This window comes from Eubacterium sp. AM05-23, assembly GCF_003477535.1.
Classification (GTDB): domain Bacteria; phylum Bacillota; class Clostridia; order Eubacteriales; family Eubacteriaceae; genus Eubacterium; species Eubacterium maltosivorans.
In genome coordinates, this window is sequence record NZ_QUDF01000003.1 from 21254 (window position 1) to 38636 (window position 17383).

At 49.8% G+C, this 17383-nt stretch carries 17 protein-coding genes; 14 read left to right on the forward strand and 3 right to left on the reverse strand.

Translation table 11 applies throughout. The features are described 5' to 3' along the window. Window positions 1-59 precede the first annotated feature (59 nt). The 6 genes from DW091_RS04145 to DW091_RS04170 all read left to right on the forward strand — a co-directional run bounded on the left by DW091_RS04145 (window position 60) and on the right by DW091_RS04170 (window position 3677). On the forward strand, window positions 60-608 hold the full coding sequence (locus DW091_RS04145; RefSeq protein ID WP_118517478.1) for a hypothetical protein: 549 nt from the start codon (window positions 60-62) through the stop codon (window positions 606-608). 124 nt (window positions 609-732) lie between these two features. After that, entirely contained in the window at window positions 733-1299 is a 567-nt protein-coding gene (locus DW091_RS04150; protein WP_118517479.1) for a phage antirepressor KilAC domain-containing protein, read from the forward strand. Then, window positions 1296-1907 (forward strand): hypothetical protein, encoded by a 612-nt coding sequence (locus DW091_RS04155; protein ID WP_058693721.1) that lies wholly within the window; start codon window positions 1296-1298, stop codon window positions 1905-1907. Before DW091_RS04150 ends, DW091_RS04155 begins: the two co-directional genes overlap by 4 nt. 27 nt (window positions 1908-1934) lie before the next feature. Next, a complete protein-coding gene (locus tag DW091_RS04160) occupies window positions 1935-2135 on the forward strand; it encodes a hypothetical protein (protein ID WP_082669222.1) in 201 nt (66 codons plus the stop codon). 2 nt (window positions 2136-2137) lie between these two features. Next, window positions 2138-2779, forward strand: a complete 642-nt coding sequence (locus DW091_RS04165) for a sigma-70 family RNA polymerase sigma factor (protein ID WP_224168739.1) — start codon at window positions 2138-2140, stop codon at window positions 2777-2779. 109 nt (window positions 2780-2888) lie between these two features. Continuing rightward, complete coding sequence (locus DW091_RS04170; RefSeq protein ID WP_074618424.1) at window positions 2889-3677, forward strand: SDR family NAD(P)-dependent oxidoreductase; 789 nt, start codon at window positions 2889-2891, stop codon at window positions 3675-3677. A gap of 55 nt (window positions 3678-3732) precedes the next feature. Here the strand turns inward: DW091_RS04170 and DW091_RS04175 are convergent, their stop codons facing one another. From DW091_RS04175 to DW091_RS04190, 3 genes are all read right to left on the reverse strand, one after another. Next, window positions 3733-4338, reverse strand: coding sequence for a hypothetical protein (locus tag DW091_RS04175; protein WP_118517480.1), 606 nt, complete (start codon window positions 4336-4338; stop codon window positions 3733-3735). A gap of 13 nt (window positions 4339-4351) precedes the next feature. Further along, on the reverse strand, window positions 4352-4708 hold the full coding sequence (locus DW091_RS04180) for a bacterial transcriptional activator domain-containing protein (RefSeq protein ID WP_118517481.1): 357 nt from the start codon (window positions 4706-4708) through the stop codon (window positions 4352-4354). Window positions 4709-5406: 698 nt separating this feature from the next. Continuing rightward, entirely contained in the window at window positions 5407-6102 is a 696-nt protein-coding gene (locus DW091_RS04190; protein WP_118517482.1) for an MBL fold metallo-hydrolase, read from the reverse strand. A gap of 200 nt (window positions 6103-6302) precedes the next feature. On the opposite strand from DW091_RS04190, the gene DW091_RS04195 reads away from it, so the two are divergent. The 8 genes from DW091_RS04195 to purD all read left to right on the forward strand — a co-directional run bounded on the left by DW091_RS04195 (window position 6303) and on the right by purD (window position 17321). Then, entirely contained in the window at window positions 6303-10016 is a 3714-nt protein-coding gene (locus tag DW091_RS04195; RefSeq protein ID WP_118517483.1) for a phosphoribosylformylglycinamidine synthase, read from the forward strand. Window positions 10017-10034: 18 nt separating this feature from the next. Then, the gene (gene purE, locus DW091_RS04200; protein ID WP_013379507.1) at window positions 10035-10529 is read left to right on the forward strand and encodes a 5-(carboxyamino)imidazole ribonucleotide mutase; all 495 of its coding nucleotides are present in this window, start codon (window positions 10035-10037) and stop codon (window positions 10527-10529) included. Window positions 10530-10563: 34 nt separating this feature from the next. Continuing rightward, complete coding sequence (purC, locus tag DW091_RS04205) at window positions 10564-11271, forward strand: phosphoribosylaminoimidazolesuccinocarboxamide synthase (RefSeq protein WP_058693729.1); 708 nt, start codon at window positions 10564-10566, stop codon at window positions 11269-11271. Between the two features lie 147 nt (window positions 11272-11418). After that, entirely contained in the window at window positions 11419-12807 is a 1389-nt protein-coding gene (gene purF, locus DW091_RS04210; RefSeq protein WP_118517484.1) for an amidophosphoribosyltransferase, read from the forward strand. A gap of 13 nt (window positions 12808-12820) precedes the next feature. After that, a complete protein-coding gene (gene purM, locus DW091_RS04215) occupies window positions 12821-13849 on the forward strand; it encodes a phosphoribosylformylglycinamidine cyclo-ligase (RefSeq protein ID WP_058693731.1) in 1029 nt (342 codons plus the stop codon). Next, a complete protein-coding gene (purN, locus tag DW091_RS04220; protein ID WP_118517485.1) occupies window positions 13846-14466 on the forward strand; it encodes a phosphoribosylglycinamide formyltransferase in 621 nt (206 codons plus the stop codon). The genes purM and purN overlap by 4 nt, the downstream gene beginning before the upstream one ends. 47 nt (window positions 14467-14513) lie before the next feature. Beyond that, a complete protein-coding gene (gene purH / locus DW091_RS04225; RefSeq protein ID WP_118517486.1) occupies window positions 14514-16046 on the forward strand; it encodes a bifunctional phosphoribosylaminoimidazolecarboxamide formyltransferase/IMP cyclohydrolase in 1533 nt (510 codons plus the stop codon). 18 nt (window positions 16047-16064) lie between these two features. Beyond that, the gene (purD, locus tag DW091_RS04230) at window positions 16065-17321 is read left to right on the forward strand and encodes a phosphoribosylamine--glycine ligase (protein ID WP_118517487.1); all 1257 of its coding nucleotides are present in this window, start codon (window positions 16065-16067) and stop codon (window positions 17319-17321) included. Window positions 17322-17383: the final 62 nt, after the last annotated feature.

Consider the following 17383-nt stretch of genomic DNA (forward strand, 5'->3'; position numbering starts at 1 on the left):
GATATCCGTATGTGGCCTTCGGTGTTTTTTGTTTAAAGAACATAAAAAAGGAGAAAAAAATGGCACTGGCAATATATTTGAAAGAACTGCTGAAAGCACTGGAACTGGATTTGGAGACCTATCTCAAAAAGCACTACGAGCTCTTTGAGGCAGTGGATACCGGCTATACGGCCAAGGATGGCAGGCAGCACCTGACAGAGCTCATCTACCACGGCCACAGTAGCCACGTCTGCCGCTATTGCCGGCGTGGGCTTAAAAAGAAAACCATGCGCCTTGTGGTAAAGGAGGGCAGAAACCATGTGGTCAACGGCCTGTCCAAAGAGGTGGAGGACGCCGAGGGAAACCTGTACGTGTTCTGGGTGTGCAGCTGCGAATGCGAGCACTGCGCCAGGCGCCAGCGGGTGCTGCCCGCCTTTGCGGGACGCTGGATGCGTCACAGCCTGTTTACGGTGGCCCAGACCCTTTTACATTTATTTGAAAACGATGAACTGGACAAAAAAGCACTGAAAGCCCGGCGCGGCCGCCTAGTGCTTACCATGCCCTTTTACGGTGAGCTGAGCACCGTATACCGGTGGCGGCAGAAAATAAAAATAATTTTTGATTTTTAATAATAAAAAACACGTTTACGCATCGGATAAAACCATAAAAGCCTGTATCATAGAATCATCAGCAGGAGCAGCCACAAAACGCTCTTGATGAAATAGAAATATTATATTTTACAGGAGGTTTACAATGAAAAGTAAACAGACAACCATGACAACCGCGGCAGAACAAAAAGGATTTAGCCCATGGTGTGCTTCGTGCGCGCTAAAACAGGAGGACCGACTTTTAGGCAGCTTTGAGAGCCTTTCCAGTATTGATATGCGCATTGAGCTGTGTTTTATGGAAAAGCAGCTCATAGCCCTGCAAAAAGAATATGAGAAAAAAGCCCGGATCTATCTGAAGGATGATTATGAGCGGCAGACGTATAGGAGCGCCAGATATGAGGCGGCCAAAGCAGGAGAAAATGATATCCCAGTGTCCCGTCTGGCTGAGATCATGCGGGATATGGGCTTGAACATAGGGAGGAACCAGCTGTACGTCTGGCTTCGGGAAAAGGGCTTTGCCTATTTTAACAATCAGTGCAACCGTAATTTACCCACCCGGCAGTCTTTGGATAAAAAACGCATGACCATTGAGTACAAAGACTATGTGGAGAAAAAGAGCGGCCGTCTCAAGCAGTCCCCCGAGCTTCGGATCACCCCTCTGGGCCAGCTCTTTTTTATCCGTGCGCTGGCAGAGGAAAGAAGCAGAAGATGAACTACCTGACCGAGCTCCTGGCCTTTTACAGATGGCTGGCCGACAGCCCTGTGAGCCCGCTGCTCCAGGCCTACTGGCACCTGCTCATGTATACGAACAACCGGGCGGCCATCCGTACGGCTGAGGGCGTGTGGTACTGGCCGGTAGCGTTTAAGCTGCCAAACACAATGGCCATGCCCCTCTTAGGCCTAAAGGACCGGCGTGTCCTGCTGCGGCAGCGGGGGTACCTCATTAACCGCGGACTTGTGACGTACCAGAAGAACGTCAGCCAGCGGGCAGGACTTTACCGCATGGTGCCCTTTGATAAAGGCCTTGAAGCCATCTGGGTGAGGGATGAAAGAAGGGACAGTGTGACACAGGTCTGGGCGCAGGCTGTCCCGCTATCTGCGGACGGGCTGTCCCCGTTAATAAACATAAACACTAAACAGACTTCTCTATTGTATAGTAATCAGGAGGACGCGGCAAATATCCACGGCTTCAATCTGCTTCCGCCGCTCAGTGATGAGGAAAAGGCAGAAATCAAAGCCCGTTGCCCCGATGATGATGTGGCTGCCTTTAACGCCATGTGGGCAGCCAGAGAGAGAAAACAAATGGCGGGAAAAAAGTAAGACTTTAAAATTTATGGAGGGAATCATATGAATCGATATGGCAGGGGACCAGGAATCATCAACCGTCGACGGGGCTACAGAGTCGAGGCGGCGTGCCGGATGAACGCGGGCTTTTATGCCCGCAGCGCGGAGGAGGCTGAGGATTTGTTTAACGATCTCAGCGCCGCGGTGGAGGACCGTTTTCCAGGCATTGTGCTTGAGATTACAGATGTGTATGAGGATGACTGAAAATGAGAAGTGGTATGGATTACAAGGAAATTGAACGGTGGGTGCTCCGCGCGCAAAAGGGTGATGGCGAGTCCATGGCCTTTCTGGAGCGTATGTTTCGTCCGCTGATGCTGGCGTCGGCGGATAAGGCCCGGCCGGAGAATTACAGCTTTGAGGATTGCCTGCAGGATGCGCGGCTCTTTTTTCTGGAGGGTGTGAAGTGCTATGACGGCACGCGGGGCGGTGGCTTTGCCGCTTATATTAAAACCTATCTTTACCGGTCGCTGCAAAACAAACGCAGGAAGTGCTGGCGCCGCCTGGTGCGGGATATCTCCGGCGATGGGAGCAGCCGTGAGGAGGAGGAAGGAACTTTGTTCGATACCCTGCCAGATTTTTCGGTTGACATTATGGGGAATTATATCCATCGAGAGGAACTGGAAGCCCTGTCAAAGGCTCTGGCTGAGCTGACGCCGGGTGAGCTTTCCCTGTTGAGGGCCGTTTACGGGCAGGGGCAGACCTTGAGATGCGCCGCCCAGAGTCTGGGAATGGGTTACAGCACAGTCCAGTACCGGCACCGCAGGCTTCTGGAGGTTCTGAAAAAGCGGCTGACCGAAGCGCCGTTAAGAAAAGAATTGGTCAAAAAGAGGATTCCAGACAACTTATAGAAAAGGGCGGCTGCATTCTTCAAGAAAGCTTCAAGAAATGGAAAAAGGCTTTTATTTGCTGTGGTCAGGTGCTATGATAGGTTCATGCTAAACATGGAGGTAAATCGATATGAAAAAATTAGAAGGTAAAGTCGCCATTGTGACAGCCGCAACCGCCGGGATTGGTCTGGCGAGCGCAAAAAAGCTGGCTGAGAACGGCGCCTTGGTTTATATTGCAGGGCTGGAGGATGAACTGGCTCAAAAGGCCCTGGCCGAATGCAGCGAGGAGAAGCTGAATGTTAAGTTTCACCCCTTTAACGCCTTTGATTATGAGGGATACCACGTGATGGTGGAGCACGTCGCCCGGGAGGAGGGGCGCCTGGATATTCTGGTGAATAACTTTGGCATGGGCATTCCCACCAAGGATTTTGATATTCTGACAGGAGACCCTTATGCGTTTTTCGACATTCTGCAAAAAAATATCGGCAGTGTGTACCTGCCCTGTAAGCCGGCCATCCGCTATATGGTGGAGCATGGCGGCGGTAATATTGTCAATATTTCCAGTATCGGCGGCCTTTTACCGGATGTCTCCAGACTGGGCTATGGTGTGTCTAAGGCGGCCATTAACTACCTTACAAAGGCCATTGCCCTGCAGTTTGGGAATAAAAATATCCGCTGTAACGCAGTAGCGCCGGGAATGATTGGCACCGACGCAGTTAAAAACAGTATGACAGGCGATTTCCAAAAGGCATTTTTACGCCATGTACCCCTTGGCCGGGTAGGCGAGCCGGAGGATATTGCCAACGCGGTGCTGTTTTTGGCGAGTGATGATTCCTCCTTTATTACCGGGCATATTCTGGATGTGGCCGGCGGCTTTGGCATCGGCACCCCAGAGTACGCCGATGCGGTGAAGGGGTAAACAAAAAGAAAGCACCGGTGTGAAAACACCGGTGCTTTTGCGTGCATACAGGATATTATGGTGTAATGGTCATTAAAATGCCAGTATATAGCCAGCTGCTCCCCGCGATGGGGTCTCCGACAGTAAAAATCTGATCCGGCTTTTCTTCACCGTTATTGGGATCATAAACGGTGCATGGGCATGGGTCCTTTTGCTCCTGCTTTTTTATAAGCATGTAGTGGAGGAGCATATCGCAGGCGGTCAGATCAAAGGTATTGCTTGTAATGCTGATGGTGTACTGCCCAGGCTGCAGTGCCTTTAGCGGGTCTTCGCAGGTAAAATTGAACAGTGGCTTTTGTCCATGGGTATTAACAGATCGGATGAGCGCGATAAACGGCGGGTCGACGGGCATGAGACAGGTTGGCTTAAGCCCGCATTTTTGAAGATAGTCGGCCATTTTTATGGGTGAGCAGTAATCGGAGGTCATGACGCCGCTAAAGGGATAGCTGAATTCACGAATGCTGTCCCCAAATTTAATTTGGTCGTGAATTTTGTTTGCATATTCAACGGCGTCATCAGGTGTTTTAAACGGACAAGCGTTGTGTTCAAGCTCCCACAGCAGATAGGCAATGGAAAAGGCGCCACAGTTATAGGGTTGGTCTTGTTGGATATATTTTGGCATTTAATCTTCTCCTTTAGGGTTCGGTTATAATTTCCAGTTTTTTCTGATAAATATTCAGCTGGCTGGTTTCTTCACACTGCTGAACCAACGTCTCAAGCAGCTCGGCGCAGGCCAGCTCATAGTGGGCTTCGTGAGCGGATATCCAGTTATAGGGAGCTCCGGCAAGCGTTGGACCAGTGTAGAGTTCAACCGCTCTCCGGCAGTTCTCAATCTCTGAGCGGTTATAGTACAGTGCGTCAAACTCCCAGAGATCACTGTAGACCTGAGAAATATCCAGACCCAGGGTCCCGCGCTGGGTAATGAGCGGTATGCAGATACCCTGTTGGCGAAGGTTTTTAAACCATTCCAGCGTTTTATACAGGCAGTACATGGCCTGGCTTTCTGTGCGGCCGGGCCAGATCGTTTCAGCAATGTTTTTCTTTGAAATCAGATTGCCTTTTTCGCAGATCAGATAGGCCAGCAGCTCCTCTGCCTTCCTGGACTGGAGAACCAGGGGCTCCTGTGCATAGAAGATGCGCAGGGGGCCAAAGCAGAATACGGCCAGCAGCTTATCGGTTCTTTGAGAAATAAAGGGTTTACCGGCATACTGGTGAATCCGTTTTTTTTCATGGGATGGCTGACGGGGCTCAGACAGATGGTATTTCCAATAATTTCACATTCCAGCGCATCACCTGTGTGAAGCTCTAATTGTTCCACCACCGAAGAGGGCAGTGTGATTTGTGATTTTTCCCTGAATTTTATATTCATAATATGTAGGTCCCTTTCTCGTTACTATTAATAAAGTTTGTCTTTTTTATGCACGCATTATTAAAATAACATACTAATTGTATTATATCAGCAGAAATTGGAAGTTTTTTTGAAGAATTTCAGAATTTAAAGAATTTATAGTAAGATAAACCGGCTTCGTCGCGTTGATTACCTGTTTACACGATAAAAATTTAAACATTTACAATAAAAATAGGAAAAATTTACAATTAATTAGAGTTATATAACCATTTTTTGATATTCTTAGAAAAAACTTAAAACATAAAAATAGCGAAGGATGTTAAGCCTCCGCTATTCATATTATTAATAGTTACCAATAACAACATTGCGGTCATCAAACAAAGGAATCTCGGTGCCGCTGCCTGTCTCACGATTGGCCAGTGTGCGGATAACAGAGAAATCCTCCCAGAAATGCATGGGGATCAGAACCTTTGGATGCAGCCTGTCAATAAAGTATTCCGCGGCACGGTAAGCCGAGCCGCCAAGGCGGGAGTCCACCGGGACAAAGGCCACGTCCATTTTGTGCTTGCTGGTCTGTTCCTTAATTTTCTGAATAACGGCTTTGAAGTCGCGCTCCTCCACCTCGGGGTTAATGTTGGGGTGTGATTCGGTATCCCAGTCCCACCAGTTTAAATCGCCGGAATGGAAGATATTCTTACCCTCAGCCTGTACAAAAAAGGAAACGCCCAGGTCGGTCGAGCCAAAGGTTTCAATTTCGATGCCTGGAAAGCTCATTTTCTGGTAAGGTGCCATATAATGGATATTGCGTCCGCCCTTTTCGGGAATATCGTCGCTGAAAATGTAGGTGGTGTCATAATCGCTGCCATAGGAAAGGATCTTTTGTGAGAAATGATCTTGATGGCTGTGGGTAACAAAGAAGTAATTTTTCCGACCTTTTCTGAGAAAATGGGGTGGAATATTCGTGATCGCATCAAAGATCAGTGTCATGCGCTCTAATTCTACGATGAAGCCACTGTGATGAAGATAAATAATTTTCATAAAATGCCTCCGGTTAATCATAAATTTACTTTTATTATACCATACTTATGCCCAGGTGATGGAGGGGTTATTCAATCTTTAAGAAAAGAAATTTGAAAATGTTTACGCCTCAAAAAGGTATCCGAACGTTTTAAAAACCATTGAAAATAAAGTTCGGAAATAGTAAAATACAAGTATCATTAAACAAAGGTGGAAGAGTAGTGATCAAACGAATTTTTGTAGAGAAAAAAGCGGGCTTCAATACCGAGGCCCAGGAACTGGCACAGACTTTTCAGCGCATTTTGGGCATTAAGGGTCTTAGCAGTATTCGTATCATTTACCGTTATGATGTTGAAGGATTAGAGGGAGAGCTTCTGGAAAATGTTAAACGGACCATTTTTTCAGAGCCTAATGTAGACAACATTTATGAAGACACCATGGCCTTTGGACCGGAGGAACAGGTCTTTGCCACCTCCTACCTGCCGGGTCAGTACGACCAGCATGCGGATTCAGCGGCTCAGTGTATTCAAATTTTAGCAGGCGAAAAGCCTTTAATCAAGGTTGCGAAGGTCGTTGCGGTTAAGGGCGATGTGAGCGGTGAAGAACTCGGAAAAATTAAAAAATACATGATTAACCCTGTAGACTCTCAGGAAACGGATCTCGGACCAAGGGATACCCTGACGGATAAAATCAAACAGCCGGCAGACATTGAGAGGATAGAGGGCTTTACTGATTTTAGCGCGGAAGCTCTGGAGGCTTACCGCAAAAAAATGGGCTTTGCCATGAGCGAAGCGGATATTGCGTTTGTACAGAAATATTACAGGGAAGATGAAAAGCGTGACCCGTCTCTGACAGAGCTGAAGGTTATCGATACCTACTGGTCTGATCACTGCCGTCACACGACGTTTTCGACCTGCATTGAAGCCATCGATTTTGAGCGCGGCCCGGTAACGGAAGCGGTTGAAAAAGCCTTTGAAAGCTATGACGCGACCCGTGACGCCCTTTACGGAGAAGATACCGACCGCCCCATGACCCTTATGGATATGGCCGTGATCGGCACCAAGGAAATCAAAAAACGCGGCATGATCCCGGATTTGGATGAATCGGAAGAAATCAACGCCTGCAGCGTCAACATGACGGTTGACCACGATGGTGTGGATGAGGACTGGCTGCTCATGTTTAAAAATGAAACCCACAATCATCCCACAGAAATCGAGCCCTTTGGCGGTGCGGCAACCTGCCTTGGCGGTGCAATCCGTGACCCGCTGTCTGGCAGAAGCTATGTTTACCAGGCCATGCGTCTCACCGGTGCATGGGACCCGAGAACACCGATTGAGGATACCCTGCCGGGCAAGCTGCCTCAGCGTAAGATTTCTCAGGAGGCGGCTCACGGCTACAGCTCCTACGGAAATCAGATCGGCCTGGCCACTGGCCAGGTAGTTGAGGTCTATGATCCGGGCTTCCTGGCCAAGCGCATGGAGGTTGGGGCGGTTATCGCGGCAGCGCCTAAGGAAAATGTTGTCCGTGAACGTCCGCAGCCGGGAGATGTCATTCTTCTGGTCGGCGGTAAAACCGGCCGTGACGGCTGCGGCGGTGCGACGGGTTCCTCCAAGGCACACACCGAGGAATCCATTCATGAAAGCGGCGCAGAAGTCCAGAAAGGGAACCCGGTTGAGGAGCGTAAGATTCAGCGTTTGTTCAGAAACGGTGATCTGGCCCGTATGATCAAGCGCTGCAACGACTTTGGCGCGGGCGGCGTATCGGTAGCCATCGGCGAGCTGGCAGACAGCCTGGATATCGATCTGGATAAGGTGCCGAAAAAATATGAAGGCCTTGACGGAACCGAGCTGGCGATCTCAGAATCCCAGGAACGTATGGCGGTTGTCGTCGCAGCTGAGGATGTCGATCGTTTTATTGAGATGGGCAACGCCGAAAATCTGGAGGTTACCCAGGTAGCGGTTGTCACCGACACCGGACGTCTGGTCATGAAATGGCGCGGTGAGGAAATCCTCAACCTTTCCAGAGCGTTCCTGAACACCAACGGGGCTGCCCAGTACGCGGATGTTCTGGTTAAAGAACCCGAACCGCTTCATGAAAAATCAGAAACCATTGGTTTTACAGCTAAAACCAGAGAAGTGCTCAGCAGCCTGAACGCTGCCAGCCAGAAGGGGCTGGCCGAAATGTTTGACAGCACCATCGGCGCTGGAACAGTGGTTATGCCATATGGTGGTAAGTACCAGCTGACGCCTCAGGATGGTATGGCGGCTAAAATTCCGGTTATTCACGGAGATACGACTACCTGCAGCATCATGACCTATGGCTACACGCCGGAATTATCCAAATGGAGCCCGTTCCACGGCGGTATCTACTGCGTGCTTGAATCCTTATCTAAAATGGTGGCCATGGGGGGCGATTTCAGAAAAGCCCGTCTGAGCTTTCAGGAATACTTTGAGCGTCTGAACAAAGACCCTGAAAAATGGGGCAAGCCCTTTGCGGCGCTTCTGGGCGCCTTTGAAGCCCAGAAGGCCTTCGGCGTTCCTGCCATTGGGGGTAAAGACAGTATGTCCGGAACCTTTGAGGATATGACGGTTCCGCCGACGATTATCTCCTTTGCCGTCGAAGCGGATAAGGTCCAGAATGTTCTCTCCAATGAGCTGAAAAAAGCAGGATCAAACCTGTATCTCTTTGAGGTGGAACAGGATGACAACAAGCTTATTGATTATGATAAGGTAATGGCCATGTATGACCGTATCCGCAGTCTGAACGTTGAGGGCAGGCTGCTCTCTGCCAAGGCTGTGTCTGCCAATGGTCTGGTCGACGCTCTGGCTAAGATGGCCTTCGGAAATAAGATTGGTGTGGATATTGCAGACATTGATGAAGCGCGCCTGTATGCACCGCTTTATGGCAGCATTATCGTGGAAACCGTCGAAACCCTGGACGACGCTGAGCTCATTGGTAAGACCACCGATACCGCAGCGGTCACCTATAAGGGAGAAAGCGTGGATATGGATGAACTGATCGAAGTGTGGGAAAGCGCCATGCGCAGTGTTTATCCAGAAAGCAAAACAACAGAGGGCAAAGTCCAGAACATCGAATACACTGGCGGCCCTGTCACTTTCGCCAAAGAAAAATTCGCGGCGCCTCAGGTTTTTATCCCGGTATTCCCGGGAACCAACTGTGAGTACGACACCGCTAAAGCCTTTGAGAACGCCGGCGCCAAGCCAGAGATCGTGGTTTTCAGAAACCGGACGGCGGACGATATTGCGGCGTCGGTCAAAGAAATGGCGGATGCCATCCGACAGTCCCAGATGATCATGATTCCCGGCGGCTTCAGCGCTGGTGACCAGCCGGACGGCTCTGGTAAATTTATCGCGGCGGTTTTCAGAAATCCTGAAATCAGGGACGCAGTCATGGAGCTCATTAAAAACCGCGATGGCTTAATGCTCGGGATCTGCAACGGCTTCCAGGCCCTGATCAAGCTTGGGCTGGTACCCTACGGCGAAATCGTGGATATCGAGCCTGAAATGCCAACCCTTACCTACAATACCATTGGCCGTCATGTGTCCACTATCCCCATGACAAAGGTTGTCTCCAACCTGTCGCCTTGGCTGGCTGGCGCCAAGGTGGGCGAAACCTACCGGATTCCAATGTCTCACGGCGAAGGCCGGTTTATCGCAAGCGACGCGGTGATGGAGGAACTCATCGCCAAGGGCCAGGTTGCGACCCAGTATGTCGATTTTGACGGCAACGCCACCATGGACGGCGCCTTTAACCCCAATGGCTCTACCTGCGCGGTGGAAGGGATTACCAGCGCAGACGGGCGTATTCTGGGTAAAATGGGCCATTCCGAACGTATCGGAAAGGGATTATATAAAAACATTCCGGGTGAGAAGGATCAGCTGATCTTTAAATCCGGTGTTGAATATTTCAAGTAAAAGAAGGAGAATACAATTATGCCAAAAGTTGCAGTTATTATGGGCAGCGACTCGGATTTTGATGTTGTTAAAAAATGCCTGATCGCTTTGGAAAAATTTGATATTGAATATGATGCTGAGGTTATTTCAGCACACAGAAATCCGGACAAGATTTTCTCATATGTCCGTTCTGCCGAGGAAAACGGCATCGAACTGATCATTGGCGCTGCCGGTAAAGCAGCTCATTTACCGGGTGTTATGGCAGGGCTTACCCCGCTTCCGGTTATTGGTATCCCGATTCAGACCTCTTTCCAGGGCGGCCTGGATTCCTTACTCTCCATCGTGCAGATGCCTTCCGGCGTACCGGTTGCCACTGTTGCGGTAAACGGCGCTGAAAATGCCGGTATTCTGGCAGCTCAGATGCTTTCCATCAAGTATCCTGAAATCCGTGAAAAGATGAAAGCCTACAAAGAAACACTGGACGAAGAAGTAGCGGCTAAGAATGAAAAGCTTCAGGCTAAGATTAATGGTTAATAGATTATTTCAAATATAGAAAGAGGTATTTTAAATGCAGAAATTAGAACAGTTATACGAAGGCAAGGCAAAAAAAGTTTTCAAAACAGAAGATCCGGACCAGTTTATCATCGAATACAAAGATGATGCGACCGCAGGAAACGGCGAAAAAAAGGGTACCATTGTGGGCAAGGGCGTCATCAATAATAAAATGACCGCTACCATTTTCAAAATGCTGGAAGAACAGGGGATCCCGACACATTTCATCGACCTGCTTTCAGACAACGAACAGCTGGTTAAGGCTGTTACCATCTTCCCGCTGGAAGTGATTATCCGCAACACTGCTGCCGGCTCTATCTGCAAGCGCCTTCCGTTTGAAGAAGGACAGGCTCTCGAAGCGCCGATTTTTGAATTCTGCTATAAGAATGACGACTATGGCGATCCCGTCATCAATGACAATCATGCCACTGCCCTGAAGCTGGCAACTCAGGAAGAACTGGATGCTATCCGTGAAATGACCATGAAGATCAATGATATCCTGAAAGCATACTTCTTGGAAAAGGGCATTAACCTGATCGATTTCAAGATTGAGTTTGGTAAAACCAATGACGGACAGATCGTTCTGGCTGATGAAATCTCACCGGATACCTGCCGTTTCTGGGATGTAAAAACCGGAGAAAAACTGGATAAGGACCGTTTCAGACGTGATCTGGGCGGTATTGAAGAAGCTTACGAAGAAATGTTAAAGAGGGTTAACGGCTAATCGCCCATACTCATTACGATTTGTCAACAGACTGCACGGGGCGGGCGCGAGACAGCGTCTGCTCCATAGAAATATTTACGGAATACGGCATAGAATGTGTTTCAATGGATGACAGCATGATTCCATTTTTGGAGGAAGAACGAATCAATGAGAGAAGACAAATTTCATGACGAATGTGGCGTTGTAGGTGTGTACTGTAAGAATCGTGAGACAAACTGCGCTTCCTATATCTATTATGGCCTGTATGCGCTTCAGCACAGGGGCCAGGAGAGTGCGGGCATCTCGGTTAACCGTGATGGCAGGATCACAACCCATAAGGACCTCGGTCTGGTGGCGGATGTCTTTAAGGGGAATGTCCTGAAATCCATGAAAGGTAACCTTGGGATCGGCCATGTGCGCTATTCCACCTCAGGCGAGGGCGGCGTGACCAACGCCCAGCCCCTGACGGTCAGCCTGAAATCGACCCAGATTGCTCTGGCGCATAATGGTAACCTGGTAAACGATAAGGCACTGAGGGATATGCTGGAGGATTCCGGCGTTGTTTTCCAGACCACCATCGACACAGAGGTCATGGTTGATATTCTGGCAAGGGGCCTGCGTCACGGCGTGATTGAGGCCATCCAGCGTATGGTTGAGATCATCAAGGGCGGCTTTGCACTGGTGATCACACTGGAGGATAAGCTCATCGGCGTCCGCGACCCATACGGCCTGCGTCCGATCTGCCTTGGCAAAAAAGATGACATGTACATGCTCGCTTCTGAGAGCTGTGCCATCGACGCCATTGGCGGTGAGCTGATTCGCGACCTGAACCCGGGTGAAATTGTCGTCATTGATGAAAATGGTATTCAGAGCTATGGGCAGAATAACTGGGCCAGCAAGAGAGCCTGTATTTTTGAGCAGATTTACTTTGCGCGTCCCGACTCTGTCATGGAAGGGCGCAGTGTTTACCAGGCCCGCCATACCGCTGGGCGTATCCTGGCCAGGGAAAGCCCTGTGGAGGCGGATGTGGTGATCGGCGTTCCGGATTCTGGTATTCCGGCGGCCATTGGCTATGCCGAGGAATCGGGCATCCCCTATGGTATGGGTCTGATTAAAAATAAATACAGCGGGCGGACTTTTATCCAGCCCAACCAGAAGCTGCGTGAAGAGGGCGTGCGTCTGAAGCTGAATCCGCTGAGAGATACCATTGAGGGCAAGCGGGTAGTCATTATTGACGACTCCATCGTGAGGGGGACAACCTCCAAACGGCTTGTTGAAATATTGAGAAGCGGCGGCGCAAAGGAAGTGCATTTCCGCGTGACCAGTCCGCCGGTATCCCATACCTGTCATTTTGGCATTGATACCCCAAAACGTAAATATTTGATCGGCGCCAAGAAATCTGTGGAAGAAATCCGCGAGATTCTGGGTGCGGACTCACTGGCCTATATCAGCCTTGACGGCTTAAACGAATCCGTCGGAGGCGGCACAGAGTACTGCCGGGCCTGTTTTGACGGGGACTATCCTATGGAAGTCCCTGTCTTAAAAAAAGATGATTAAAAGGAGAGAAAAGATGGCACAAACAGATGCTTACAAGGCAGCAGGCGTAGATGTCGAGGCTGGTTATGAATCTGTCAAGTTAATGAAAGCAGACGTTCAAAGAACGTTTAACCAATACGTTTTATCCCATTTAGGAGGTTTCGGCGGTTTGATCGAGCTGCCCGAGGGCTACAAGAAGCCCGTCCTGGTTTCCGGTACCGATGGCGTTGGCACAAAACTGATGATTGCCTTCATGATGGATAAGCATGATACCATCGGTATTGACGCGGTGGCCATGTGTGTGAATGATATTTTATGCCAGGGAGCAAGACCGCTGTTCTTTCTGGACTACATTGCCTGCGGAAAAAATTATCCGGAAAAAATCGCGCAGATTGTAAGCGGTGTGGCCGAGGGCTGTGTCCAGGGCGGTATGGCGCTGATCGGCGGCGAGACCGCTGAAATGCCGGATATGTACAGTCTGGATGACTATGACCTGGCCGGCTTTGCCGTTGGCGTTGTCGAAAAGGATGAAATCATCACAGGACAGAGCATCGCAGAAGGGGACATTTTGGTCGGCCTGCCGTCCTCCGGCGTTCACAGCAACGGCTTTTCCCTGGTGCGCAAGCTGCTCTTTAAGGATCTGAAGATGGATGTGCACACCAAGGTTGACGAGCTGGGCGGCACCCTGGGTGAAGCGCTGCTCACTCCGACCCGCATCTATGTCAAGGCAGTTGAGGATCTTCTGAAACCTTATGGTGTTAAGGGTATGAGCCATGTTACAGGCGGCGGTTTCTACGAAAACATTCCGAGAATGATCCCGGATGGCCTGTGTGCCAAGGTGGATGTCTCTGCCATCGATACCCTGCCAATCTTCAAGTTTATTAAAGAAGCAGGTAATATTACGGATGAAGCCATGTACTCCACCTTTAACATGGGAATCGGTCTGGTTGCTGCGCTGCCGGCAGATCAGGCGGATGGCTTTGTGCAGGCCTTAAAGGATAAAGGTGAAAAGCCTGTGGTTCTTGGCGAAGTGGTCAAGGGCGACGAAAAAATTATATTATGACAAAAATAGGCGTACTGGTGAGCGGCGGGGGGACGAACCTCCAGGCCGTCATCGACAGGGTTCATCACAGGTCAGGCGAAATCGTGGTTGTCATTGCCAACAACGCCGACGCCTATGGTCTGACGAGAGCGCAGAACAGCGGGATACCAACCGCTGTGGTGCTGGAGTCGGATTTTGAGGATTATGACGCTTTCAATGCCGAGATTATCCGGATCTTAAAGGATAAAGGTGTTGAACTGGTCGTGCTGGCAGGCTACATGAAGATCATTACCCCGGCCTTTGTGGAAGCCTACCCCAATAAGATTGTCAACATTCACCCTGCCCTGATCCCATCCTTCTGCGGTGAGGGATATTATGGAATGCACGTGCATGAGGCGGTCATCGACTACGGTGTTAAGGTTACGGGTGCGACGGTTCATTTTGTTAACGAGGAGGCGGACGCAGGCCCGATCATCGCGCAGAAAACCGTTGAGGTTGCGGACGATGACACACCGGAATCCATTCAGAAAAAGGTGCTTGAAATTGAGCATACACTGCTGCCCTGGGTGGTAGAGCAGTACTGTCTGGGCCATATAACCGTGGAGGGCAGAAAAACAAAGATAACCAGCAAACAATAGGGTTTGCTGCGGTTTAAATAAAATGATCAAAAATTGGAGGAGAAACTATGAGAGCTTTAATCAGTGTATCAGACAAAACGGGTATTGTTGAATTCGCACAGAAGCTGGCCGGTATGGGCTGGGAAATTTTGTCCACCGGCGGGACTGCAAAAGCCCTGCGTGAAGCAGGTGTGGATGTTATCGGCGTTTCCGATGTAACAGGCTTTCCAGAATGCCTGGATGGTCGTGTCAAAACCCTGCATCCCAAGATTCACGGCGGCATCTTAAATATCCGTGACAATGAAGACCATCAGAAACAGATCAAGGAGCTGGGCATTACCCCCATCGACCTGCTGGTCATCAACCTTTATCCTTTCAAAAACACCATTTTGAAGGAAGGTGTTGCCTTTGAGGACTGCATTGAAAACATTGATATCGGCGGACCAACCATGCTGCGCTCAGCTGCCAAAAACTTTAACGACGTTACCGTTGTAGTAGACCCGGAAGATTATGACGTTGTATTAAACGAGCTGGAAAAGGACGGCGCCACCAGCTATGATACCCGCTACCGTCTCGCATTAAAGGTCTTTGAAACCACAGCGGCCTATGATACCATGATCTCAGATTTCCTCAGAAAACGTGTTGACGGAGAAGTATTAAAGGATACCGTCACCATGACCTATGAAAAAGTACAGGATCTCCGCTACGGTGAAAACCCGCACCAGAAGGCTGCGTTCTACAAGGAAATCGGTATGACCAGAGGCGCTCTGACAGCTGCCGAACAGCTTCAGGGCAAGGAATTATCCTACAATAATATCAACGACACCAACGGTGCCCTTGAAATCCTGAAGGAATACACAGACGAACCGACCATCGTTGCGGTTAAGCATGCCAATCCCTGCGGCGTAGCAAGCGCTGAAACCATTTCAGAAGCCTACAGAAAGGCCTATGAAGCGGACCCAACCTCTATCTTTGGCGGAATCATTGCGTCAAACCGTGAGATTGATGCAGATACGGCCAAACAGATGGTTGAAATCTTTCTGGAGGTCATTGTAGCGCCAGGCTATACCGATGAAGCGCTGGAAGTGCTGGGCACCAAGGAAAACCTCCGCGTGCTCAAGCTGGATGATATTCTGTATAATGAACCGGGCTATGAAACCAAAAAAGTGCTCGGCGGCCTGTTAATCCAGGAACGCGACACCAAGGACTATGAAAAGCTGGAAGTGGTCACTGACCGTAAGCCCACCGACAAGGAAATGGAAGACCTGCTCTTTGCCTGGAAGGCCGTTAAGAATACTAAATCCAATGCCATCACCCTGGCCAAGGATAAATGTATGGTCGCCAACGGACCAGGACAGGTTAACCGGATCTGGCCGCTGGAAAACTGTATCGAACACGGCGGAGAAAAGGTAAAGGGCGCGGTGCTGGCATCAGACGCTTTCTTCCCGTTTGACGACTGCGCTACCGCAGCCGCCAAGGCAGGCATCACAGCCATTATCCAGCCGGGCGGCGCAGGACGCGACGCAGACTCCATCAAGGTCTGCAATGAAAATGGCATTGCCATGGTCTTTACAGGCATGCGCCACTTTAAACACAGCTAAGCTCAGAGGAGAAACGACATGAAAGTATTAGTAATCGGCTCGGGCGGACGTGAGCATGTGCTCACCTGGAAAATTGCCCATAGCCCAAAGGTAGATAAAATTTACTGTGCCCCTGGAAATGGCGGCATGGCCAAAATCGCCGAATGTGTTGACCTTTCGGTGGAAGACATTGACGGCTGCGTAAAATTTGCGAGGGAAAAAGGGATTGACCTGACCGTTGTGGGCCCCGAAGTGCCGCTGGTGATGGGAATGACCGACGCCTTTGAGAAAGAGGGCATGCGGGTGTTTGGCCCCAATGCAAAATGTGCGGAGTTTGAAGGCAGTAAGGCCTTCACCAAGGATTTTCTCCTGCGTCACAACATTCCGACAGCCGCCTACAAGGAGTATACTGATCTCGATGAGGTCATGAAGGATATCGGTGTTTACGGCTTCCCCATGGTTATCAAGGCCGATGGACTGGCAGCCGGCAAAGGGGTGTTGATCGTAGAAAACGAGCAGGAAGCCAAAGACGGCATTAACATGATCATGGCTGACCATGAATTCGGTGATGCTGGCGACAAGGTTGTCGTTGAAGAATTTCTGACTGGCCGTGAAGCCTCCATGCTGTGCTTTGTCGATGGCAATGTCATTGTGCCCATGGAAAGCGCCCAGGATTATAAGCGCGCCTACGATCACGATGAAGGCCTGAACACAGGCGGTATGGGTACCTACTCTCCAAATGTTTTGTTTGATAATGAGGTGTTAAACAAGCGCATTGAAGAAACCATTCTGACACCGATTATTGAGGGCTTCAAAGCAGACGGTATGGACTTTAAGGGGATTCTTTTCATTGGTCTGATGATCGAAAATGATATGCCCAAGGTTCTGGAATTCAATGTCCGCTTTGGCGACCCGGAAGCTCAGAGTGTGCTCATGCGCATGGACAGTGACCTGGTAGACATCATGGAAGCCTGTATTGATGGAAAGCTTGCAGACTGTGACATTAAGTGGAAGGATGAAGCCGCAGTGACGGTAGTTCTTGCCTCCGGCGGATACCCGGGACCTTACAAAAAGGGGCTTGAAATCACCGGAATCGAGGATGTGGAAGGCTGTGAAGTATTCCATGCCGGAACAGCGCTCAAGGATGGCAAGCTGGTAACATCCGGCGGGCGCGTCCTCTGCGTTTCCACCCTGGGTGAAGACCGTGAGGCAGCGAGAGCCAAGGTTTACAGCCAGGTGGACAAAATCAAATTTGACGGCGCACGCTACCGGACCGATATTGCAAAAATGGATTGATAACAGTATAATAAAGGCACGCAATGGTATTTTGCGTGCCTTTTTTTGAATAATCTGGAGGA